We start from the raw sequence: 20,417 nt of genomic DNA, 5'->3' as shown, positions 1-20,417 counted from the left end.
TACAAAACACATGAGGCCGTCTGAAAAATATTTTTCAGACGGCCTCATCATTATTTTTATTCAAAACCCCTTAAGCATTCAAATTGACCGCATGCTCACGCGTTTCATGGAACACGATATCCGGCCAGCGCTCCTGCGTTAAGCCCAGATTCACACGGTTGGGCGCCAAATAAGCCAGATTGCCACCGGCATCAACCGATAAATTCATCGCATTGGCTTTTTCAAATTCGGCCAGCTTTTTCTTATCATCACACGACACCCACCGTGCCGACCAAATGCTGGCGCTTTCAAACACCGCTTCCACGCCGTATTCCGCCGCCAGCCGCGAAGTCACCACTTCAAACTGCAACACGCCCACCGCGCCGAGAATCAAATCCGCACCGCTGTTGGGCTTGAACACCTGCACCGCCCCCTCTTCACCCAACTGCTGCAAACCTTTTTGCAACTGCTTCATTTTCAGCGGGTTTTTAATGCGCACGCTGCGAAACAACTCCGGTGCAAAAAACGGAATGCCGGTAAATGCCAGCAATTCACCTTCGGAAAAGCTGTCGCCGATTTGAATATTGCCGTGGTTGGGAATACCGATAATATCGCCCGCATACGCCTCTTCCACCAACTCGCGGTCGTGCGACATAAACGTGACCACGCTCGAAGCGGCAATATCGCGGTTGATGCGTAAATGCTTCATTTTCATGCCGCGCGTAAATTCGCCCGAACACACCCGTAAAAAGGCGATGCGGTCGCGGTGTTTAGGGTCCATATTGGCCTGAATTTTAAACACAAAGCCCGAAAATTTAGCTTCATCAGGGCTGACCGTGCGCACGGTGGCATCACGCGGCTGCGGCGCCGGCGCCCAATCCAGCAGCGAATTGAGAATTTCCTGCACGCCGAAATTATTAATCGCCGAACCGAAAAATACCGGTGTCAGCTCGCCGGCCAGAAATTCTTCCAAATCAAATTCATTCGATGCCGCCTGCACCAGCTCGATTTCACCGCGCAGATTATCCATTTCCAGCGGAAACAGTTCGTCCAAACGCGGATTATCAATACCCTTAATCACCTCAAATTCATGCGGCAGCTTTTCACCGCCGGCATCAAACAAATACACCTCATCATTTAAAATGTGATACACACCTTTGAAGTTTTTGCCCATACCGATCGGCCACGTAACCGGTGCGCAACGGATTTTCAGCACACTTTCCACCTCGTCCAACAGCTCCAGCGAATCGCGCACCTCACGGTCGTATTTGTTCATAAACGTTACAATCGGCGTATTGCGCAAACGGCAAACATTCAGCAGCTTGATGGTTTGCGCCTCCACACCCTTGGCCGCATCAATCACCATCAACGCGCTGTCGACGGCAGTCAGCACGCGGTAGGTGTCTTCCGAAAAATCTTGGTGGCCCGGCGTGTCGAGCAGGTTGACCGTGTGGTCGCGATACTCAAACTGCATCACCGAAGAAGCTACCGAAATACCGCGCTGCTTCTCGATTTCCATCCAGTCGGAAGTGGCAAATTTGCCCGTTTTCTTACCCTTCACCGTGCCCGCACTCTGAATCGCACCCGAAAACAGCAGCAGCTTTTCCGTAAGCGTAGTCTTACCCGCATCGGGGTGGGAAATAATGGCAAAAGTGCGGCGGTGGCGCACCTGTTCGGGAATATTCGGCATAAATGGCTCTTAAAATAATGATTTCAGGCAGATTGCCCCAAAGCAGCCTGCCTGTGAAAAAGATGCGTGATTGTACAAAAAAATACGTTTTTCTTCAATGCAATGCTGAGGCCGTCTGAAAGCTTTCAGACGGCCTCGGGTTTTATGGCTTAAGTGTTTTCAGATAAGCATCATATTCTACTGCGCACGGCGGTTTGCCCATACCGGTGAGCACATATAAATGGGCAGCGGTGCTTTTGGCGAGGCTGTCAAGCTGATAGCCGCCTTCAAGCACGGAAATGATGCGGCCCGGGCATTCGCCGGCGGCCTGCATAATTTTGTGGGTAAGCCAAGCGTAGTCGGCTTCGTGCAGGCTCAGGCGGCCGATTTCGTCGTCGCGGTGGGCATCGAAGCCTGCGGAAAGTAATACCAGCTCGGGTTTAAACCGGCTCAAGCGCGGCAGCCATTGCCGGCGCACCTGCTCGCGGAATTCGATGCTGCCGGTATGCGGTGAAAACGGCAGGTTGACCATATTCGGATTTTTCCCGGCCGGTATATCGCCGGGAAAGGGGTAAAGATCGTTTTCGCAGCTGTTTAAAAATAAAATACGCGGGTCGTCTTTGAAAACTTCTTCGGTGCCGTTGCCGTGGTGTACATCAAAATCGATGATGGCGATGCGTTGCAGGCGGTGGGCGGCCACGGCGTGCATGGCGCCCACCGCCACGTTGTTAATCAAGCAGAAGCCGCCGGCTTTATCACTTTGGGCATGGTGTCCGGGTGGGCGCACGGCACAAAAGGCGTTGTGGGATTTTTCGGCCATCACTCTGTCGACTGCCTTAATCACGGCGCCGGCGCCGTAGCGGGCGATGGTTAGCGAATCATGGCTCATCACGGTATCGTCATCAAGCCGGTAGATTTTTCCCGGCTGCGGCCGCATTGATTCGAGAAAATTCAGATAACGGCTGGCATGCACTAAAGCCAGCTGTTTGTCGCTAGCTTCTTCCGCCTGCACGCCCCTGAGCCGCGGCCAGATGCTTTGTTGTTGCAATTCTGTTTCAATGGCGGTAATGCGCCCTGCTGCTTCGGGGTGACCGTTGCCCGGCTCGTGTTGTAGGAATATCGGATGGCTGATCCATGCCGTGCGCGCTTTTTTGCCCAGCAGACGCCGTAACCATGCTTTCACACCTTGCTCCCTTGAGTTGCTTTTATCGTAAGTGCGGGTCGAAAATTTTCATGCAAAGCGGCCGGCCTGCCTAAAGCAGGCTATTGATGCATGAAATATTAAGTATATTTATTATATTGTACCGCATTATTTTCAGACGGCCTTAAAAAAATATACTGATAAATATGGTTAATAATACGGAAATTTCTTGGAAAAATCTGCCCCGCCCTTTAGAATAGCTCACTTTGGGCGGCTATCCAAATTGCCCGCTGTTTTTCACTGTTATCATTATAGAGAGAATGGACTGACACATGATTGATTTTGCTTACGCTGCCGATGCTGCTGCCGCTCCGAGCGCCCTGATGCAATTTGCGCCGCTGGCGCTGATTCTGGTGGTTTTCTATTTCCTGATTATGCGCCCGCAACAAAAGAAATTCAAAGCCCATCAAGCCATGTTGGCTGAGCTGAAACGCGGTGACCGTGTGATTCTGGCTTCCGGCTTTGCCGGCACCATCACCAATGTGGGTGAGAAATTTTTCAATATCGAAATTGCCAAAGGCGTGATCGTAGAAGTTGAGCGCAACGCTGTTGCCAGCAAAGCCGCCTGATTGATGCCCCGCAATAGCCGCCGCACTCTGCTGCGGCTGTTTGTCTTTATAATATAAAGGTTTACCATGAACCGCTATCCGCTTTGGAAATATCTGCTGATTGCCGCCACCCTGATTTTGGGCATTATCTACACCCTGCCCAATCTCTTTGGTGAAACCCCGGCCGTGCAGGTATCCACCAACCGACAAGCCATCGTCATCAACGATCAAACCGAAGCCCGCGTGGCTTCTGCTCTGCAAGCGGCCAATATTGCCACCGACGGCATGTTTATCGTCGACAATTCGCTCAAAGTGCGCTTCAAAGATGCCGAAACACAGCTCAAAGCCCGCGATGTAATCGAAAATACCTTGGGCGAGGGCTACATCACCGCACTCAACCTTTTGGCCGACAGCCCCGAGTGGATGGCCAAAATCAAAGCCAATCCGATGTTTCTCGGCCTTGACTTGCGCGGCGGCGTGCACTTTACCATGCAGGTCGATATGGATGCGGCCATGCACAAAACCTTCGAACGCTATTCCGGCGACATCCGCCGCGAGCTGCGCCGCCAGCAAATCCGCACCGGCACCATCCGCCAAACCGGCAACAGCCTGATTGTGCCGTTTCAAGACAGCGCCGATTTGCAAAAAGCCTTGCCTGAGCTGAGACGTTTTTTTCCTGAAGCCACCTTCACGCCCGAGGGCAACAACCTCACGCTGAGCCTGTCGCAAGATGTGATCAATAAAGTGCGTGAAGACTCGGTCAAACAAAACATCAACACCCTGCACAACCGCGTAAACGAGCTGGGTGTGGCCGAGCCCGTGATCCAGCAGGCAGGCGCAGACCGCATTGTGGTGCAGCTGCCCGGCGTGCAAGACACAGCCAAAGCCAAAGACATTATCGGGCGCACAGCCACGCTGGAAGTGCGCATGGTGTCGGATGACCCGGCGCAGGTTCAGGCAGCCTTGGCCGGCAATGTACCTGCGGGTTACGAACTGCTCTACAGTGCCGGTGAACATCCGCAACCGACCTTGGTCAGCACCCAAGTAGAGCTGACCGGCGACAACATCAATGATGCCCAACCGAGCTTCGATGAAATGAACGCCCCTGCCGTCAGCATCAATCTCGACAGCACCGGCGGCAATATCTTTGCCGATCTGACCGCACGCAACGTGGGCAAACGCATGGCCATGGTGTTAATCGATCAAGGCAAGGCCGAAGTAGTCACCGCTCCTGTTATCCGTTCTGCCATCACCGGCGGCCGCGTACAGATTTCCGGCAGCATGAGCAGCGCCGAAGCCAACGATACCTCGCTGCTGCTGCGTGCAGGCTCGCTGGCCGCGCCGATGCAGATTGTGGAAGAGCGCACCATCGGCCCTTCTCTGGGGCAGGAAAATATTGAAAAAGGCTTTAATTCTACCTTGTGGGGTTTTGCTGCCGTGGCGCTGTTTATGGTGGTTTACTACCGCGTATTCGGCCTTTTCTCGGTGGTGGCGCTTTCTGCCAACCTGCTGTTTCTGATTGCTATTTTATCAGCACTCCAAGCCACACTCACACTACCCGGCATTGCTGCGCTGGCGCTGACGCTGGGTATGGCCATTGACTCCAACGTGTTGATTAACGAGCGTATCCGTGAAGAGCTGCGCGCAGGCGTGCCGCCCCAAACCGCCATCAACTTGGGCTACCAGCATGCTTGGGCCACCATTGTTGATTCCAACATTACCTCGCTGATTGCCGGTATTGCCCTGCTGATTTTCGGCTCCGGCCCCGTGCGCGGCTTTGCCGTGGTGCATTGCTTGGGCATTCTGACCTCAATGTATTCATCTGTTGTGGTATCCCGCGCGCTGGCCAATCTGTGGTACGGCCGCCGACGCCAACTGAAAAAAATATCCATCGGCTCGGTGTGGAAACCTGAAACCGCAACCGCCGGCAAGGAGTAAGCAACATGGAATTCTTTAAAATCAAACGCGATATTCCGTTTATGAGCTATGGTAAGCTCACCACGTTTATCTCATTGATTACCTTTATTGCCGCCGTATTTTTCTTAACCACCAAAGGGCTGAATTACTCAGTGGAATTCACCGGCGGCACGGTGATGGAAGTGCAATACGAGCAAGGCGTTGACGTCAATACCGTGCGCAACAACCTCGATTCGCTGAACATCGGCGATGTGCAGGTGCAGGCACTGGGCACCAACCGCCATATTATGATCCGCCTGCCCAATAAAGAAGGAGCAACCTCGGCGCAGCTTTCGAATGATGTGATGAACATCTTGAAACAAAACCATGCCGATGTCAGCCTGCGCCAGGTCGAATTTATCGGCCCGCAAGTCGGTGAAGAGCTGGTAACCAACGGCTTGCTGGCGCTGGGTATGGTGATTGCGGGCATCATCATCTATCTATCGGTGCGCTTCGAATGGCGCTTTGCCGTGGCGGCCATTATCGCCAACATGCATGACGTGGTGATTATTATCGGCTGCTTTGCGCTGTTTCAATGGGAATTTTCACTCACGGTATTGGCCGGGGTGCTGGCGGTGTTGGGCTATTCGGTTAACGAATCAGTTGTGGTGTTTGACCGTATCCGCGAAAACTTCCGTAAACCGACCATGCGCAACAAAACTGTGCCGCAAGTGATCGACAATGCCATCACCGCCACCATGAGCCGAACCATCATCACCCACGGTTCAACCGAAGCGATGGTGCTCTCAATGCTGATTTTCGGCGGTGCGGCGCTGCACGGTTTCTCATTGGCGCTGACCATCGGCATCGTGTTCGGTATTTATTCATCGGTGCTGGTGGCCAGCCCGTTGCTGCTGATGTTCGGCCTCAACCGCGACAACCTGGCCAAACCGCAAAAGAAAAAAGAAGAAGCCGTGGTATAAGGCTTTGGATAATAAAAACGGATGCCTTCGGGCATCCGTTTTTTTTGAGCGGCCATAAAGCTTCTGTGCAAACTCCATTCAGAGCAAATATTTCAGACGGCCTATCGCCCGATAATCAGATTAAAGCTTTAGCAAAATTTGTATTGAAATAACAAAAATCACTCGGCTGATACCCATTCACAAAAGTAAGCCACAGCCAGAGAAGTTAAAATCTGCCATAAATCTACAAGAAATAGAAAAACAGCGTATCCAGGCAATCCACCCTCCAATCTTTCCGTTTCTGTTTAATCCAAGCCCAAGTTTGCTCAATCGGATTTAGGTTGGGGCCGTATGGAGACAGCCAAAGAATCGTATGCCCCGCTTTTCCAATCAAGTCTTGGATGTCCTGCCTTTTATGAAATTTGGCATTACCCATTACGGTAACGCTGCGCCGGGGCAACTCTGGCAACAGTAGCATTTCAACCCAGTGATGGAAAACGGCACTGTCAATGCTGCAATTATAAAGACCTAACGAAAATAACCGGTTATCGTGAATCGCGCCAATCGCATTGGTGGTATTTTTCAATTACTTGATACCGTTTAAGCCGGGGTAAAAATCAATGTCGCTTGCTTGCCCGCTAGGGAATAGAAAACGTGTTGGCTTATCCCGAGCTCACGTTGACAAATATAGTTTAACACTTAAAATCCGTTGGGGCTAAACAGCCCGTGCCGGTTCGATTCCGGCTCCAGGCACCACCAACCAATGCTTTGTTAATTGCAATCACGCTCATTCTATTAATTATCCGGTCTTCGAATTAGAGCCGGATTTTTACTTGGTATATCCGCGGTCATGACCTAGGCAATGTTCAAATAGGTATACAAAACGCCCCGCATCATACAATACGGGGCGTTTTTTCATTCGATACCTATGATTTTATTTACCAAGGTATTCCAACGTTTTATTTTATCTGACATTTAGTTTGGATACTTTCGCCATTGCTGCTGTAAGTCAGCACGGTTTCACCATTTTGCACACGCCATTCGGAGGGTTGGCCGAAGAAACCGTCGTTATTGGCGTAACGTACACCCTCACCTGCGGGCGCTTGTTGTAATACTGTGCTCGGGTTGCCTGTTACGTTCAGCGCGGTCAGTTTGATGCGGTTGTTGCCTTCCGCCACACGCATAGACACGCCGTTTTCACAAACATAATCTACTTCTGCTTGCACATCTTTCGGTTTTAATGAGCCGCAGGCTGCCAACGCGACACTCAAGGGCAATAATGCAATCAGTTTTTTCATAAAAACTCCTTGTTTGTTGTTGTAATGCATTTTTAAACTAACAAATTTTTGAAGACATGGCAAGCTTGCAAGCTATAAAAGTCTGTATGCATATCTGAATTGCAAAAATATCTCGTTGGCAACCCCCTCATCAAACGAATTGACCGGGAAATCCTGCGAAACGTTATTTGTATGATGCCGTTTTTTCAGCAAAACAGGTTATGAAAAACGCCCCGCTGTATTAGGGCGGGGCGTTATGGTTAAAATGAAATATTGCTTCACTTTGACTCAAATTTTGGGATACTCCGAGTGGAGCTTAGGGCATTATTACGGTTCGGGCAGGCTTTCCGCACATTCAGTGCATCGGAAGCAGCGGATTGCAGAAGTTATATCTGGTTGCCGGATAAACGCCATAAGCGGCGGTTCGATTGCTGTAGCACATTGATTTGTCATGGCTGGGTCAGCATAAATCTTTTATTATTCCGGCTCTGCTTCAAGTTAGGCAAGCGGTTACGCCGCTTTCGCTAAAGTCACCATATTTTGGGTGTACAACACAGGTTTAAAATAACCTGAAGCAGCCAACGCAATACCGAAGGGCAATAATGCAATCAATATATCCATCGACACTCCTTTTTCTGTGTACTTGACCTTACCGTAACAAAACTTTCACATCTGCGCAAGCATTTTTTCATGTTATTTTGCAACACCATCAAACCCCTTATCAAATCCGCCAATATTGATATAATTCTTTTTGTTTGCATCAATAAAAAGACCCTCCGATGAATGCCCCGCATATCCTGCCCGACACCCGCCCCTACCCCACCGACCCGGTTAAAAACGAGCTGCTGCTGTATGCCGGTCAAATCGCCCATCCTACTTCGGGCGCGCAACGCAAATTGGCCGAAGAATCATTGCAGGCCGCCATTTATAATATGTTGCAGCAAAACCATTACCTCGGCCTTTCCGTAGCCATGAGCATGGCACCGAATGCTGAATCCTACAAAGCCCTGTTGGGTGCGCTGGAACAAACTTTGCAGGCGAAAACCGATGATGAAATGCAATGGTTTGCCTTACCGGTGGTATTGGTAGCCGGCTGCAATCAAGCGCTCACACTGCCGCTTGACGCACCCTCGGTAGAGTTAGCCGCCTGCCTGGCCAACTATCCTTCGTTACGTCCGCTGGCTCAAGCCGCCTGGCTGCCCAAATTGGTGCGCGCTGAAGATTTGGCTGCCGTTAATGCGGGGCAATGGTTTGCCGCCAAACAAAATACCGAAGCGGCTGCCGCTTTTGCCGCTGCTTTGCCGTCAGCGGATTTGGCCGTGCCGGAAGGGCAATCGGTGCATGTCGTATTCGCGCTGGGCTATGGCAGTAAAACCCTTCAGACGGCCTTAAACCTGAATCTTCGTGATGCTGCATTGCCGTTGATGCAAGTTTGGCAGCAGGCGCTTGCTACACCTAATCTGACGCTGTTTGCCAACCCGCTCTCCCCCGCCACCCTGCTAAACGCCATTACCGAAGGCAGCCATATGCGCCTGCGCATGGCTTTAGACGTGTTCACCGCCAATGCCATCCGCGCCATCCGCCTGCAAAGCCCGCGTGTGGGCGTGGTGATGGCAGCTCAGCAAGGCGGCAGCCTTTTGTTTGGTTTTAATGCCACCGACAGCCAGTTTGAATTGGAGCCGCAAGTGTTTGCCTGGCCGCTATCGCCGCTGGAGCGGATTGAAGTCGTTCAGCAAAACTTTTTGGATTTGATGGTGGAATGCCAAGTGGAAAATATCCGCCTGCTGTACGACCCGATTTTGGAGCAGGAAGAGCTGCCAAACTACGCCGCCGCTGTGAAAATGCCCGGCTGCAACCCATTGTTTGCGGGGAACGCATGATGCCGCAATATAAGGTTTTATTCGTCTGCCTCGGCAACATCTGCCGCTCGCCGATGGCTGAATATGTGTTGCGCCATCAGGCCGAAGCTGCGGGCGTGGCGCACCGTATAGAAGTTGCCAGCGCCGGCACTTCCGGCTGGCATGACGGTGCGAACATGCATCGCGGCACATTAAACAAACTCAAACGGCAAGGCATTGATAACCGGGGGTTTACCAGCCGCAAAGTGCAAAAAAGCGACGGCACTGATTTCAACTACCTGATTGCCATGGATGATGACAATCTGGCCGAACTGGAACGCCTGTTCGGCCACCGCCCTGAGCAAATTTTCAAACTTACAGATCTGGTGCCTGAGCTGGGTTACACCCACGTGCCCGATCCGTGGTATACCGACAATTTCGACGAAACCTACGAATTGGTGCGTGCGGGCAGCGATGCGTTGCTGAAAAAGCTCGGTTTGGTTTGAATATTGCCGTTTTCCGAATGGCGATAATATGCTGAAATAATATTTTTATAACCATAAAAGCTTGAGGCCGTCTGAAAACCCAGTTTCAGACGGCCTCAAGCTTTACAAATGTTGTTTATAATCAAAATGCAAAGGCTTGTCCGACTTCACCTGATTCAGATAATCATCGTAAATCGCGCGCACTTCTTTACGCAGTAAAAACAGCGCAATCAAGTTCGGAATCACCATAAAGCCGTTAAACATATCCGACAAATTCCACACCAAATCCACCTTGCCGAGCGTGCCGAGCACAATCGCCGCCAACACCAGCACACGGTAAGCACTCAAACCTTTGCCGTGAAACAGAAAACGGATATTCGATTCGCCAAAATAATACCAGCCGATAATGGTAGTGAATGCAAAAAAAGTTAGGCACACCGCCAGCAATTTTTGGCCGAAACCGCCAAACGCAATGTGAAACGCCTCCTGCGTAACCGCTGCGCCTTTGAGGCCGAGCAGATTGGCATCGGTCAGCAGAATAATCAGCGCAGTGGCCGTGCACACCAAAATCGTATCGATAAACACGCCCACAAAAGCCGCCATGCCCTGCTGTGCCGGATGCGCCACTTGCGCTGTGGCATGGGCATGCGGTGTCGAGCCCATACCCGCCTCATTAGAAAACAAACCACGCGCTACGCCGAAGCGGATGGCTTCGCGCATACCGATACCGGCCAAACCGCCGCCCACCGCCGCCGGATCGAACGCCGCCACCAAAATATGCTCGATCATCGGCACGATATGATCGGAAAATTGAAACAGAATCACCACCGCACACACAATATAAACCACCGCCATAAACGGCACCACCAATTGCGCCACCCGTGCAATGCGGTTGACGCCGCCGACAATAATCAGGCCGGCCAGCGCAGCCAACACCAGCCCCACCGCCAACGCCGGCACTTCAAACGCCACCGTTACCGCAGAAGCGATTGAATTCGACTGTGTGGCATTGCCGATAAAGCCCAAAGCCAAAATAATCGCCACCGAAAAAACACCGGCCAGCAGGCGCGCAGGCGCACGGCCGATTTTCGGGCCCAAGCCATGAGTGATATAAAACGCCGGGCCGCCGATATATTTGCCGTGGTTGACCACCCGGTATTTCTGCGCCAACACCGCTTCAGAAAAAATCGTCGACATGCCGAGCACCGCAGAAAGCCACATCCAGAAAATTGCCCCCGGCCCGCCCGCCGTAATCGCCGTCGCCACCCCGGCCACATTGCCGGTGCCGATTTGTGCCGAAATCGCCACCGCCAGCGCCTGAAACTGCGACAGCGATTTATGGTCTTTACCGGCAGCATCTTTTTTCTTAAACAAACCGCCGAATACGGTTTTCATCGCCGCGCCGAATTGGGTGAGCTGCGGTGCCCCCAAATATACCGTAAAGAAAAGGCCGATGCCGATGAGTGCATAAATCAGCAGATAATCCCACAACACCGTATTGACCGCACCCACGATTGCCGCCAGCATAGATTCCATATATACCGCTCTCTTGTTGATCCGAACCGAATCATACCTTGATTTATTTATATATGAATTAAAAAAGCCGCAAACTTTGATTTCAGATAAATATTTCCACCGCCCCAAGCCCGCCGCCGGCCGCCCCGGCTGCACACCACGGCCGCAACGCCACTTTTTCAGCACCGGTTTTTCATGTTAAAATCCGCCTTTAAATTTTATCAGCGCCGTTTGCGGTTTCAAACGGCCTACATCAAGGAATCAATATGGCAGGCCATAGCAAGTGGGCGAATATCCGCCACAAAAAAGAACGACAAGATGCCAAACGCGGCAAGATTTTCACCCGTTTGATTAAAGAAATCACCGTTGCCGCCAAAATGGGCGGCGGCGACCCCGCATCCAACCCGCGCCTGCGCCTGGCAATGGATAAAGCCTTTGAAAACAACATGCCCAAAGACAACATCCAACGCGCCATCGACAAAGGCACCGGTAATCTTGAAGGCGTGGAATATATCGAGCTGCGCTATGAAGGCTACGGCATCGGCGGCGCCGCACTGATGGTCGACTGCCTGACCGACAACAAAACCCGCACTGTGGCCGATGTGCGCCATGCATTTACCAAAAACGGCGGCAACCTCGGCACCGACGGCTGCGTGGCGTTTAACTTCGTGCATCAGGGCTACCTGCTGTTTGCACCGGGCGTTGACGAGGATGCGCTGATGGAAGCCGCGCTCGAAGCCGGTGCCGAAGACGTGCTCACCCAAGATGACGGCTCGCTGGAAGTCATCACCGCCCCCAATGATTGGGCAGACGTGAAAGCCGCTCTGGAAACAGCCGGCTTCAAATCAGAAGACGGCGATGTCACCATGCGTGCGCAAAACGAAACCGAATTGAGCGGCGAAGAAGCGCAAAAAATGCAAAAGCTGATTGATGCGCTGGAAGATCTCGACGATGTGCAAGATGTGTACACTTCCGCCGTGCTGGATTTGGGCGAATAACAGCCAACACCAAAATACCGGTTAAAAACGTTATCAGGCCGTCTGAAAATTATCTTTCAGACGGCCTGAAACATTAACATTATTATTTATACCCATTCACAAAAGTAAGCTGACACGGCGGCGAACCGAAAACCCCACACATATAGTGAAATGAAGAAAGAAGTGATACAAGGCACAGCAACACCACAGCACTTTTTATTCATTCCACTACGCCCTCATCAGGCCGTCTGAAACGATATGGCAAACATCCGGCATTCAATATCCGGCTGCCGAATCTATAGCCGCTCAATAATCTTTTGCAATCCCCAACAACACCGCAGCCAACACAATCAGCACCACACCGATAACCACTTTTTTCATCTGATCCGGCGTTTTCCGCTCTTTCAGAATAAAAATCGAGCCCAACGTAGAAATCGCCACCGCCACCTGAGCCAGAGAAAAGCTGATGGCCACACCCACGCGCGGCTGCGACACAAACATAAAAAAGCTGCCCAAAGCCCAAATAATGCCCGGCAAAATATTTTTAAACGCATCGCGGTTATACGGCTTTTCTTTAGCCGTGAGCAACAGCGCCATCAGCAGCATGCCCACACTTTGCGGCAAAATCGCATCCGAACCTTTGATTTCAAAAAAAGCCGCCAGCACCGCATAAGCCAGATAGCCGAAAGTCGACACCGACAACATCACCAATGCCCCGCGCATCGCCGCGCTGCCCGCCGCATCCGGCTGCATTCCCTTTGCCTTGGCCGAAGTCAGAAACACGCCCAGCAAAATCAACATCAATGCGCTCAATCCCAAACCTGTGGTAACCGCATCGTGCCATTCAGACAACACCAACGCCCCAAACAAGGTGGTGGCAATCAGCTGCATGCCGGTAGAAATCGGCATGGTTACCGCCGCCCCTACTTTTTTAATACTTTGCAGCTGGCCGATTTGGCCGATGGTCCAAAACGCCCCCGAAGCCAGCCCCACCCAAAACACTTTTTGCGTAATCACCGGATCAGTAAAAAAATACCCCGCCACGGCAAACAACAACGCGCCCGCAGTAATGCCTAAAATCTGGCTGTAGGCCGTACCGCCGATATACACGGTAAACAAAATCATCGAGCCCCAAAACAACGCGGGCAATAAAGCAATGGCTATGTCCATAACGCACTCTGAAATAAAATTACAATCAGCGCAGATTATAAACCCGATTGAGCGGCATTTTTTAACCGTAATCAATGAAACCGGCACAAATATCGTTTTTTTACATACGCCGCAGCCTTTGCATGATATGAAAAGTGCACGTATCGAATCAAAATTTCCATATCAAACCATCACATTGCCACTTGCACACCCACACATCAGCAGCCCCGGATATGCCGCAATAAAATCTGCACCGGGTGCAATAAGGCCTGCCCGTCTAATCTTCCGGCTTGGCAACGGCAAGAATAGCCGCTCGCCACCACCTTAGAGTGTCCTGACCATTCAGAATCATTCAGATTTTTGTGATAAAAGTACAGATATCAGGCAAAAAACGCAGCAAGATTAAACATCTTGCGAAGCTTTTTAACGCAGCAGATGCGTTTTCAGGGACAAAATACGCCCTTAAATCGAATGATCAGGACATCCTAGGCCGTCTGAATGCTTATTCGCACATAGCCGGCCGGTTTTTTCAGACAGCATGCACTGCTTCTGATAAAAACCTGCCTGTTGCCGAGGCTTGCCGCTTGACATTTTGTTGACAAAAGCGCTATAACCAACCGCATACAAACGATAACAAAAGCTAACATGTCTACAATCACCCTATCCCCCATCAGCGAATCTGCGCTTGTCTGCACGTTGCCGCCGCCTGCCGAATCCGGCAAGCAGCAGCGTTTGTGGGCGTTTGCCGATGCAGCCGCCGAATTGGAAGGGGTTTTGGAAACGGTAACGGGTATGAACAATCTCACGGTGTTTGCACAACCGGGAGCTGATTTGGCAAAGCTTTCAGACGGCCTGAAACACTTGTGGCCGCGCATCAAAGCGCAAGCGCATCGGGGGCGGCATATTGAGATTCCGGTCTGCTACGGCGGTGAATACGGTGAAGATTTGGCTGAAGTCGCCGCCTACCACCACACCACGCCTGCCGACATCGTGCGCCGCCACACCGAGCCGGTGTATACCGTATTTATGATGGGTTTCCAGCCCGGTTTTCCTTATTTGGGCGGCCTGCCCGAACATCTGCACACGCCGCGCCGCGCCGAGCCGCGCACCAACGTGCCGGCCGGCTCAGTGGGTATCGGCGGCAGCCAAACCGGCGTGTATCCTTTTGCCTCGCCCGGCGGCTGGCAGATTATCGGCCGCACCGATATGGCTTTGTTTCAGACGGCCTCATATCCGCCCACGCTTTTGCTGGCGGGCGATACAGTGCGTTTTGTGGCCGGCGAGGTATGTATATGATGCGCGTGCAGGCGGTGCAGGCCATCGCTCATATTCAAGATCTCGGCCGTTTCGGCCTGCGCCGCTTCGGTATCGGCCATGCCGGCGCGATGGATACATTGGCTTTGCAGGCGGGCAATCTGCTGCTGCGCAATCCGGCCGGCGCGGCGGCGTTGGAAATCGCACTCGGCGGCATCAGCGTTTCGTTTACACGTGATACGCCGTTTTGCATTACCGGTGCGCTGTATGAAGCCGCGCTCGACGGCGAACCGGTGCATTCTTACTGGCGCTACACCGCACGGCGCGGCCAAACGCTCACGCTCGCCCGTGCCGTGCGCGGCATGTATGGCTATTTGTGTGTGGCCGGCGGCTTTGATGTGCCGGAAATCCTGGGCGCGCGCAGCACCGATTTAAAAGCGGCATTCGGCGGTTTTCAAGGCCGTTGCGTGCAGGCGGGCGATGAAATTCCGCTGGGCGGCGACGCCCGCAAACTGCCGCATATCGGCATCGCACCGATTCCACTCACCAACCGCATCCACGCCCTGCCCTCATCCGAATACTATACGTTCACCGCCGAAGCGCAGCAGGCACTGTGGCAGCAGGGCTGGGTATTGCAAAGCAGCAGCAACCGCATGGGCTACCGCTTGCAAGGCAGCCGATTGGCGCTGTTGCAGCCGCTGGAAATGCTCTCGCACGCAGTGGCTTTCGGCAGCATTCAAGTGCCGCCGTCCGGCCAGCCGATTGTGTTGATGGCCGACACCCAAACCACCGGCGGCTACCCCAAAATCGCCTGTGTGGCTGCCGCCGATTTGGGAAAACTGGCACAAGTGCGCTTTGGCGGCAAAATTTATTTTCAGACGGCCTCAACCGGAAAAGCGGCGCGGCTGCTGCATCAAAACCAAATCTATTTAAACCAAATCAAAAGGATAGCCAAACATGCACGTTGATTTGAATGCCGACCTTGCCGAGGGCTGCGGCAGCGACGAAGCCCTGCTGCAACGCGTTTCCTCCGCCAACATCGCCTGTGCCCTGCATGCCGGCAGCGCTGCCGATATGCACCGTGCGCTGGTTTGGGCCAAACAGCACCATGTGCGCATCGGGGCGCATCCGGGCTATCCCGACCGTGAAAATTTCGGCCGCACCGATATGGCTTTGTCTGAAACCGAATTGCGTGCGTATTTGAATTACCAACTCGGCGCACTGCAAGCCCTGTGCGATGCCGAAGGGCTTCAGACGGCCTATGTAAAGCCGCACGGCGCACTCTACAATCAAGCCGCCCGCAATCAGGCGCTGGCCGATATCATTGCCGATACCGTACGCCGTTTCAATCCTAATTTGAAACTGATGGGGCTCTCGGGCAGCTGCCTGCTCGAAGCCGGACGCAGCGCCGGGTTGGAAGTGATTTCAGAAGTATTCGCCGACCGCCGCTATCTGCCCGACGGTTCGCTGGTGCCGCGCAGCAGAGCCGATGCCCAGGTAGACAGCGATGAAGAAGCGATTGCGCAAGTATTGCAGATGGTGCGGCAAGGCACGGTCAACACGGTAGACGGCGGCGGCGAAATTGCCGTGCAGGCCGACAGCATCTGCCTGCACGGCGACGGTGCGCACGCGCTGGCATTCGCCGACAAAATCAGTGCCGCCTTGCAAGCAAACGGTGTTAGGGTATCCTGATGTGTCATATATCATCATCTTTTTTGCGCTAAAAGCACATCTGCTGCGTTAAAAAGCCTCACAAGATACCCAATCTTGCTGCGTTTTTTGCCTTGCATCTGCACTTTTATCACAAAAAATCTGAATAATTCTGAATTGTCAAGATACCCTAGGATTGAGGCCGTCTGAAAAGCACGGGTTATACAGCAATACGGCCTGAATGATTTCAAACGACCCGCAAACCGCAATGATTAAGCCCGTTCCGACAACTTTTACTTTACCGATCAAGGAGCCTTCATGTCGAAACCCTCCAACCGCAGCGCGCTGATGGGCGCGGCTTTTCTGATGGCCACATCGGCCATCGGCCCCGGCTTCCTCACCCAAACCGCCACCTTCACGCAAACGCTGCTGGCCAGCTTCGGCTTTGTGATTTTGCTGTCGATTCTGCTCGACATCGGCGCACAGCTCAATATCTGGCGCATCATCGCCGTATCGGAGCTGCGCGCGCAGGATGTCGCCAACAAAGTGCTGCCCGGTGCGGGCTATTTTCTGGCGCTGCTGATTGTGATGGGCGGCCTGGCTTTCAACATCGGCAATGTCGGCGGCGCGGGCTTGGGCTTGAACATTCTCACCGGCATCACCCCGGAAATGGGCGCGATTATCAGCGGCGCCATCGCCATCGGCATTTTTCTGTTTCGCGAAGCCGGCAAAATTATGGACCGCTTCGCCCAAGTCATGGGCTTTATCATGATTGCGCTCACCATTTATGTGGCCGCCAAAGCCAATCCGCCGTTGGGCGAAGCAGCCTTGCGCACGGTGGCACCGCTCGAGCTTGATGCGATTGCGATTGTCACGCTGGTCGGCGGCACGGTCGGCGGCTACATCACCTTTGCCGGCGCCCACCGGCTGCTGGATGCCGGTATCAAAGGCCGGGCGGCGCTGCCGGAAGTGAGCAAAAGCTCGGTATCGGCGATTCTGATTGCTTCCGTTATGCGGGTGGTGCTGTTTCTGGCCGTGCTCGGCGTGGTGTCGCAAGGCGTGGCGCTCGACCCGAAAAACCCTGCCGCCACACCGTTTGCACATGTGGCCGGCAATGTCGGCCTGCTGATTTTCGGCGTGGTGATTTGGGCGGCTTCGATTACATCGGTGATTGGCGCGGCCTATACCTCGGTATCGTTTATCGCCGGCCTCAGCCCCGCCATCGAGCGCCACCGCAACAAATGGATTATCGGCTTCATCATCGTATCGACCGCCGTATTGGCCACGGTTGGCCGCCCCGCGCAAATCTTGGTGCTGGTGGGCACGCTCAACGGCCTGATTCTGCCGATCGCCCTCGGCCTGATGCTGCTGGCGGCCTATAAAACCAAAATTGTCGGCGACTACAAACACCCGCTGTGGATGACGCTGGCGGGCCTTGTGGTGGTGGTGTTGATGGCGGTCTTGAGCGGCATCACGCTGGTGAAATATATCGGTGGTTTGATGGGGTAAATCTTGTGGAATAATCCGATGAAAAAACAAGGCCATCTGAAAGAAAATTCTTTCAGACGGCCTTGTTTTTGATGCGGCAATCTTATTACCCTAATGCAGCCGGATGGTTTTTATAAAAAAATTATTCCTTTCCGATGCCGTATTCGATGGTCACCACCAGCCGCACGTTTTTGCCGATGGTGGTTTTATCATACACGCCGCCGTAATCGTCGCTGCTGCTCCCGCCGCCCTCGGCATAAATATTAAATGAGCCTTGTGAAGCCGAACGCATCGCGCCCACCGCCGCGCCGCCGGTTTTGGCAAATTCCTGCGCCCGTTTGTGCGCATCTTCCGTGGCTTGGGTAATCAGCGCATGTTTGATGGTTTCCAGATTGCCGAGCAGATATTGCGGCTGTTCGAAACGGATGGCTTCGTTATCCGCGCGCAACTGTAAAACGGCCTGCTGTGCTTTTTGGATGGCGGTCAGATTGCTGCTGCTTACCAGCAGTCGCTGTTCGCCTTGATACCCGTTTTGCACCTGGCGTATGCTGCCGTCTTCCTGCCGCACTTCGGTGTAAGCAGGTTCGACCATCGGCGTGAAGCGCTGCACCTCGGTGGCGTTGAAGCCTTGTGCGGTTAAAAATCGTGCCAACACCGGCTCGGCCTGTTGCAGCTGCGCCAGCACCTGCGCATAGGTATCACCGTGCACAGCCACGCTGGTCTGCCATTCGGCGCGGTCGGCCTGATAGCTTTTTTCAGCCAAGCCTTTCACGGTGATGGTGCCGGGTTGGCGGAAATTTTTAAACTGCATACCCAACACAAAAGCAGCGGCAATTAGCCCGATTGCCAATGTGATGCCCAATAAAACCAAGCCCTTAGAGGGTGAATGTGTGGCCATAACGGCTCCTTTGCATGTTGCAGAGATAAGTGCATTCTAATCAAAATCAGGCCGTCTGAAACAGTTTTTACATCTGATTAATCAGTTGCAAAATATTTTCAGACGGCCTTTCATCCTACCGATTCATCAAAATAACCCGACTGCGCCGTGCCGCCGCTTTATCAGCTTATTCTAATGCAGGGTGCCGCCCTGTTGAATGGGTATCTCTTAAAAAATATTTCCAACCCAAATGGCTTCGGCAGGCCCAGCCTCTTACGGCGTTGAAATACTGTAGATTGATGCCCTCATTCGCCCAAGGTTTTGGTTTTATTAATCACAATTTCTACGCGGCGGTTTTTGGCGCGGCCTTCGGGGTTATCGCTGCCGTCGGCATGGCTGTTCGGCGCCACGGGCTTGGCGGCACCGGCGCCGTCGGTTTGGTAATCCTGATGCAGGCCGTGCGCTTCAAACCAATTTTTCACCGCATCGGCGCGTGTCAGTGAAAGCTGTTTGTTGTAGGCATCGCTGCCCTTGCTGTCGGTATGGCCGACAATCAAAATGATGCCCTTGCCTTTTTCGCGTATCACTTCGGCAGCTTTTTCCAGCTCGGCATCAGCTTCAGGCTTCAATTCGGCTTTGTCGAAATCAAACAATACATCAGATGACAAGTTGATTTCGATATTGAACTCGTTTTGCCGTGCGCTCAAATTGCCGCCCGCCGCCGACAAGCTGCTGCCGGCCGTGCCCAAACTGCTGCCCTGCGCCGCAACTGATGCAGCCTGCGCGGCCACGGCCGTTGCAGGTGCCGCCACCGGCGACGACACGGCGGCCACAGCCGAGGCGGCAGGCTCCGGCGCGATTTGTTCGGGCCTCTGCGGTGCTTCAGGTTCGGCGCCGCAAGCGGCCAGCATCACAGTCAGCAAGGCCGGCCATAATGGTTGTTTCGCCTTCATGTTGACTCCTTTTTATGTTCAGACGGCCTCAATATGAAATTGAGGCCGTCTGAAAACCATTAGCGGCTGACCGGCACACCGTCAAACGAGCCGATATCGGAGAAATTCACACTGATGGTGGGCGAGGTTTCCGGCGGGGCGGGAAACTTCAACGTTGCGGTTATGGGGCTGTGTCCATCCAGCCGGATACTTTTGCCGGTACCGTTCAGCGGGCTGGCCATATAAGCCTCACCGTCATCCTGCAATAAAGATACTTTCTTGGCAGTGGCATCATCAATATAGCTCACATTTTTCAAGGGCAGTGTCAAATTCAACCATTCATAACGGCCGTCACCCCTTTTCTTTGGCACCGCCACAAATTCTACCGTCAGAATCTGGCCGGTTACCTTGGCCGAAGTTAAGTGTATGACTGATTCTTTCGGCCCCATCTTGGTTTGAATCGCCTGCAACGGCTGCTCTTGCGCGGCTACCGGCTCACGAATCAGGTTGCTGCCCGAGCCGGGCGCAGTGGCTGTGGCAGGCGGCATTGATTCCACCGGCTGTTGCGGAGCAGACTCTGCTCTTGCAGGAGCCGGTGCCTCACTTGCAGGCGGCGCGGCGGGCGGCGCTTCTTCTTTTTGGCAAGCACTCAAACCAAAGCATGCCGAAAGGGCTACAACAGTCAGCTTTTTCAAATGCATTTCTCTTCTCCTCTTGATA

Annotated in this window: 20 protein-coding genes; 11 read left to right on the top strand and 9 right to left on the bottom strand. The window is 53.1% G+C overall.

From position 1 onward, the window contains the following. Positions 1-70 precede the first annotated feature (70 nt). Together LVJ83_RS05270 and LVJ83_RS05265 are read right to left on the bottom strand one after the other, a co-directional pair. The gene (locus LVJ83_RS05270; RefSeq protein WP_244787000.1) at positions 71-1,669 is read right to left on the bottom strand and encodes a peptide chain release factor 3; all 1,599 of its coding nucleotides are present in this window, start codon (positions 1,667-1,669) and stop codon (positions 71-73) included. A gap of 142 nt (positions 1,670-1,811) precedes the next feature. Next, a complete protein-coding gene (locus LVJ83_RS05265; RefSeq protein WP_244786998.1) occupies positions 1,812-2,831 on the bottom strand; it encodes a histone deacetylase family protein in 1,020 nt (339 codons plus the stop codon). Between the two features lie 290 nt (positions 2,832-3,121). Between LVJ83_RS05265 and yajC the strand changes: the two genes are divergently transcribed. From yajC to secF, 3 genes are all read left to right on the top strand, one after another. Continuing rightward, entirely contained in the window at positions 3,122-3,418 is a 297-nt protein-coding gene (gene yajC / locus LVJ83_RS05260; RefSeq protein ID WP_244786996.1) for a preprotein translocase subunit YajC, read from the top strand. A 66-nt stretch (positions 3,419-3,484) separates the two neighbouring features. After that, positions 3,485-5,335 carry a protein translocase subunit SecD gene (secD, locus tag LVJ83_RS05255; protein ID WP_244786994.1) on the top strand — a complete coding sequence of 617 codons (1,851 nt, stop codon included), beginning with the start codon at positions 3,485-3,487 and terminating at the stop codon, positions 5,333-5,335. A gap of 5 nt (positions 5,336-5,340) precedes the next feature. After that, positions 5,341-6,276 (top strand): protein translocase subunit SecF, encoded by a 936-nt coding sequence (secF, locus tag LVJ83_RS05250; protein WP_244786992.1) that lies wholly within the window; start codon positions 5,341-5,343, stop codon positions 6,274-6,276. A gap of 223 nt (positions 6,277-6,499) precedes the next feature. Here secF and LVJ83_RS05245 read toward each other — a convergent pair whose 3' ends face one another. Beyond that, positions 6,500-6,841 (bottom strand): transposase, encoded by a 342-nt coding sequence (locus tag LVJ83_RS05245; RefSeq protein ID WP_244786990.1) that lies wholly within the window; start codon positions 6,839-6,841, stop codon positions 6,500-6,502. Between the two features lie 373 nt (positions 6,842-7,214). Next, a complete protein-coding gene (locus LVJ83_RS05240) occupies positions 7,215-7,553 on the bottom strand; it encodes an MliC family protein (RefSeq protein WP_244786988.1) in 339 nt (112 codons plus the stop codon). 758 nt (positions 7,554-8,311) lie between these two features. Between LVJ83_RS05240 and LVJ83_RS05235 the strand changes: the two genes are divergently transcribed. Together LVJ83_RS05235 and LVJ83_RS05230 are read left to right on the top strand one after the other, a co-directional pair. Further along, entirely contained in the window at positions 8,312-9,412 is a 1,101-nt protein-coding gene (locus tag LVJ83_RS05235) for a conjugal transfer protein (RefSeq protein WP_244786986.1), read from the top strand. Further along, the gene (locus LVJ83_RS05230; protein WP_244787656.1) at positions 9,412-9,876 is read left to right on the top strand and encodes a low molecular weight protein-tyrosine-phosphatase; all 465 of its coding nucleotides are present in this window, start codon (positions 9,412-9,414) and stop codon (positions 9,874-9,876) included. The genes LVJ83_RS05235 and LVJ83_RS05230 overlap by 1 nt, the downstream gene beginning before the upstream one ends. Before the next feature lie 102 nt (positions 9,877-9,978). Here the strand turns inward: LVJ83_RS05230 and LVJ83_RS05225 are convergent, their stop codons facing one another. Continuing rightward, entirely contained in the window at positions 9,979-11,391 is a 1,413-nt protein-coding gene (locus tag LVJ83_RS05225) for an alanine/glycine:cation symporter family protein (protein ID WP_244786984.1), read from the bottom strand. A gap of 245 nt (positions 11,392-11,636) precedes the next feature. Here LVJ83_RS05225 and LVJ83_RS05220 point away from each other — a divergent pair, with 245 nt between their 5' ends. Further along, entirely contained in the window at positions 11,637-12,368 is a 732-nt protein-coding gene (locus tag LVJ83_RS05220) for a YebC/PmpR family DNA-binding transcriptional regulator (protein WP_244786982.1), read from the top strand. A gap of 285 nt (positions 12,369-12,653) precedes the next feature. On the opposite strand, the gene LVJ83_RS05215 is transcribed toward LVJ83_RS05220, so the two are convergent. Then, on the bottom strand, positions 12,654-13,517 hold the full coding sequence (locus tag LVJ83_RS05215) for a GRP family sugar transporter (RefSeq protein WP_244786980.1): 864 nt from the start codon (positions 13,515-13,517) through the stop codon (positions 12,654-12,656). Here LVJ83_RS05215 and LVJ83_RS05210 point away from each other — a divergent pair. The 5 genes from LVJ83_RS05210 to LVJ83_RS05190 all read left to right on the top strand — a co-directional run bounded on the left by LVJ83_RS05210 (position 13,510) and on the right by LVJ83_RS05190 (position 17,909). Further along, positions 13,510-13,824: a hypothetical protein gene (locus LVJ83_RS05210; protein ID WP_244786978.1), complete on the top strand. Its 315-nt coding sequence runs from the start codon at positions 13,510-13,512 to the stop codon at positions 13,822-13,824. The two genes, LVJ83_RS05215 and LVJ83_RS05210, sit on opposite strands and share 8 nt — an antisense overlap. Before the next feature lie 317 nt (positions 13,825-14,141). Then, the gene (gene pxpB, locus LVJ83_RS05205) at positions 14,142-14,792 is read left to right on the top strand and encodes a 5-oxoprolinase subunit PxpB (protein ID WP_244786976.1); all 651 of its coding nucleotides are present in this window, start codon (positions 14,142-14,144) and stop codon (positions 14,790-14,792) included. Continuing rightward, positions 14,789-15,718 carry a 5-oxoprolinase subunit C family protein gene (locus tag LVJ83_RS05200; protein WP_342345085.1) on the top strand — a complete coding sequence of 310 codons (930 nt, stop codon included), beginning with the start codon at positions 14,789-14,791 and terminating at the stop codon, positions 15,716-15,718. Before pxpB ends, LVJ83_RS05200 begins: the two co-directional genes overlap by 4 nt. Beyond that, complete coding sequence (gene pxpA, locus LVJ83_RS05195) at positions 15,708-16,442, top strand: 5-oxoprolinase subunit PxpA (RefSeq protein ID WP_244786972.1); 735 nt, start codon at positions 15,708-15,710, stop codon at positions 16,440-16,442. Before LVJ83_RS05200 ends, pxpA begins: the two co-directional genes overlap by 11 nt. A 276-nt stretch (positions 16,443-16,718) precedes the next feature. Next, positions 16,719-17,909 (top strand): NRAMP family divalent metal transporter, encoded by a 1,191-nt coding sequence (locus tag LVJ83_RS05190; RefSeq protein ID WP_244786970.1) that lies wholly within the window; start codon positions 16,719-16,721, stop codon positions 17,907-17,909. Between the two features lie 121 nt (positions 17,910-18,030). Here the strand turns inward: LVJ83_RS05190 and LVJ83_RS05185 are convergent, their stop codons facing one another. From LVJ83_RS05185 to LVJ83_RS05175, 3 genes are all read right to left on the bottom strand, one after another. Beyond that, a complete protein-coding gene (locus tag LVJ83_RS05185) occupies positions 18,031-18,786 on the bottom strand; it encodes an SIMPL domain-containing protein (protein WP_244786968.1) in 756 nt (251 codons plus the stop codon). 284 nt (positions 18,787-19,070) lie between these two features. Next, positions 19,071-19,718 carry an OmpA family protein gene (locus LVJ83_RS05180; RefSeq protein WP_244786966.1) on the bottom strand — a complete coding sequence of 216 codons (648 nt, stop codon included), beginning with the start codon at positions 19,716-19,718 and terminating at the stop codon, positions 19,071-19,073. A gap of 59 nt (positions 19,719-19,777) precedes the next feature. Further along, positions 19,778-20,398, bottom strand: a complete 621-nt coding sequence (locus LVJ83_RS05175) for a phosphoribosylglycinamide synthetase (RefSeq protein WP_244786964.1) — start codon at positions 20,396-20,398, stop codon at positions 19,778-19,780. Positions 20,399-20,417: the final 19 nt, after the last annotated feature.

Origin of the sequence: Uruburuella testudinis (assembly GCF_022870865.1) — a bacterium.
Classification (GTDB): domain Bacteria; phylum Pseudomonadota; class Gammaproteobacteria; order Burkholderiales; family Neisseriaceae; genus Neisseria; species Neisseria testudinis.
The sequence above is the reverse complement of the archived record's forward strand: the minus strand, read 5'-3'. Positions and strand labels throughout refer to the sequence as shown.

Excerpts from the sequence above, each read along its gene's own strand:
- LVJ83_RS05225 (WP_244786984.1), bottom strand. The coding sequence starts at position 11,391 with ATGGAATCTATGCTGGCGGCAATCGTGGGTGCGGTCAATACGGTGTTG.
- LVJ83_RS05235 (WP_244786986.1), top strand. The coding sequence starts at position 8,312 with ATGAATGCCCCGCATATCCTGCCCGACACCCGCCCCTACCCCACCGAC.
- LVJ83_RS05200 (WP_342345085.1), top strand. The coding sequence starts at position 14,789 with ATGATGCGCGTGCAGGCGGTGCAGGCCATCGCTCATATTCAAGATCTC.
- pxpA (WP_244786972.1), top strand. The coding sequence starts at position 15,708 with ATGCACGTTGATTTGAATGCCGACCTTGCCGAGGGCTGCGGCAGCGAC.
- pxpB (WP_244786976.1), top strand. The coding sequence starts at position 14,142 with ATGTCTACAATCACCCTATCCCCCATCAGCGAATCTGCGCTTGTCTGC.
- LVJ83_RS05220 (WP_244786982.1), top strand. The coding sequence starts at position 11,637 with ATGGCAGGCCATAGCAAGTGGGCGAATATCCGCCACAAAAAAGAACGA.
- secD (WP_244786994.1), top strand. The coding sequence starts at position 3,485 with ATGAACCGCTATCCGCTTTGGAAATATCTGCTGATTGCCGCCACCCTG.
- LVJ83_RS05185 (WP_244786968.1), bottom strand. The coding sequence starts at position 18,786 with ATGGCCACACATTCACCCTCTAAGGGCTTGGTTTTATTGGGCATCACA.
- LVJ83_RS05215 (WP_244786980.1), bottom strand. The coding sequence starts at position 13,517 with ATGGACATAGCCATTGCTTTATTGCCCGCGTTGTTTTGGGGCTCGATG.
- LVJ83_RS05180 (WP_244786966.1), bottom strand. The coding sequence starts at position 19,718 with ATGAAGGCGAAACAACCATTATGGCCGGCCTTGCTGACTGTGATGCTG.
- LVJ83_RS05190 (WP_244786970.1), top strand. The coding sequence starts at position 16,719 with ATGTCGAAACCCTCCAACCGCAGCGCGCTGATGGGCGCGGCTTTTCTG.
- LVJ83_RS05210 (WP_244786978.1), top strand. The coding sequence starts at position 13,510 with ATGTCCATAACGCACTCTGAAATAAAATTACAATCAGCGCAGATTATA.
- secF (WP_244786992.1), top strand. The coding sequence starts at position 5,341 with ATGGAATTCTTTAAAATCAAACGCGATATTCCGTTTATGAGCTATGGT.
- LVJ83_RS05240 (WP_244786988.1), bottom strand. The coding sequence starts at position 7,553 with ATGAAAAAACTGATTGCATTATTGCCCTTGAGTGTCGCGTTGGCAGCC.
- LVJ83_RS05175 (WP_244786964.1), bottom strand. The coding sequence starts at position 20,398 with ATGCATTTGAAAAAGCTGACTGTTGTAGCCCTTTCGGCATGCTTTGGT.
- LVJ83_RS05230 (WP_244787656.1), top strand. The coding sequence starts at position 9,412 with ATGCCGCAATATAAGGTTTTATTCGTCTGCCTCGGCAACATCTGCCGC.
- LVJ83_RS05270 (WP_244787000.1), bottom strand. The coding sequence starts at position 1,669 with ATGCCGAATATTCCCGAACAGGTGCGCCACCGCCGCACTTTTGCCATT.
- yajC (WP_244786996.1), top strand. The coding sequence starts at position 3,122 with ATGATTGATTTTGCTTACGCTGCCGATGCTGCTGCCGCTCCGAGCGCC.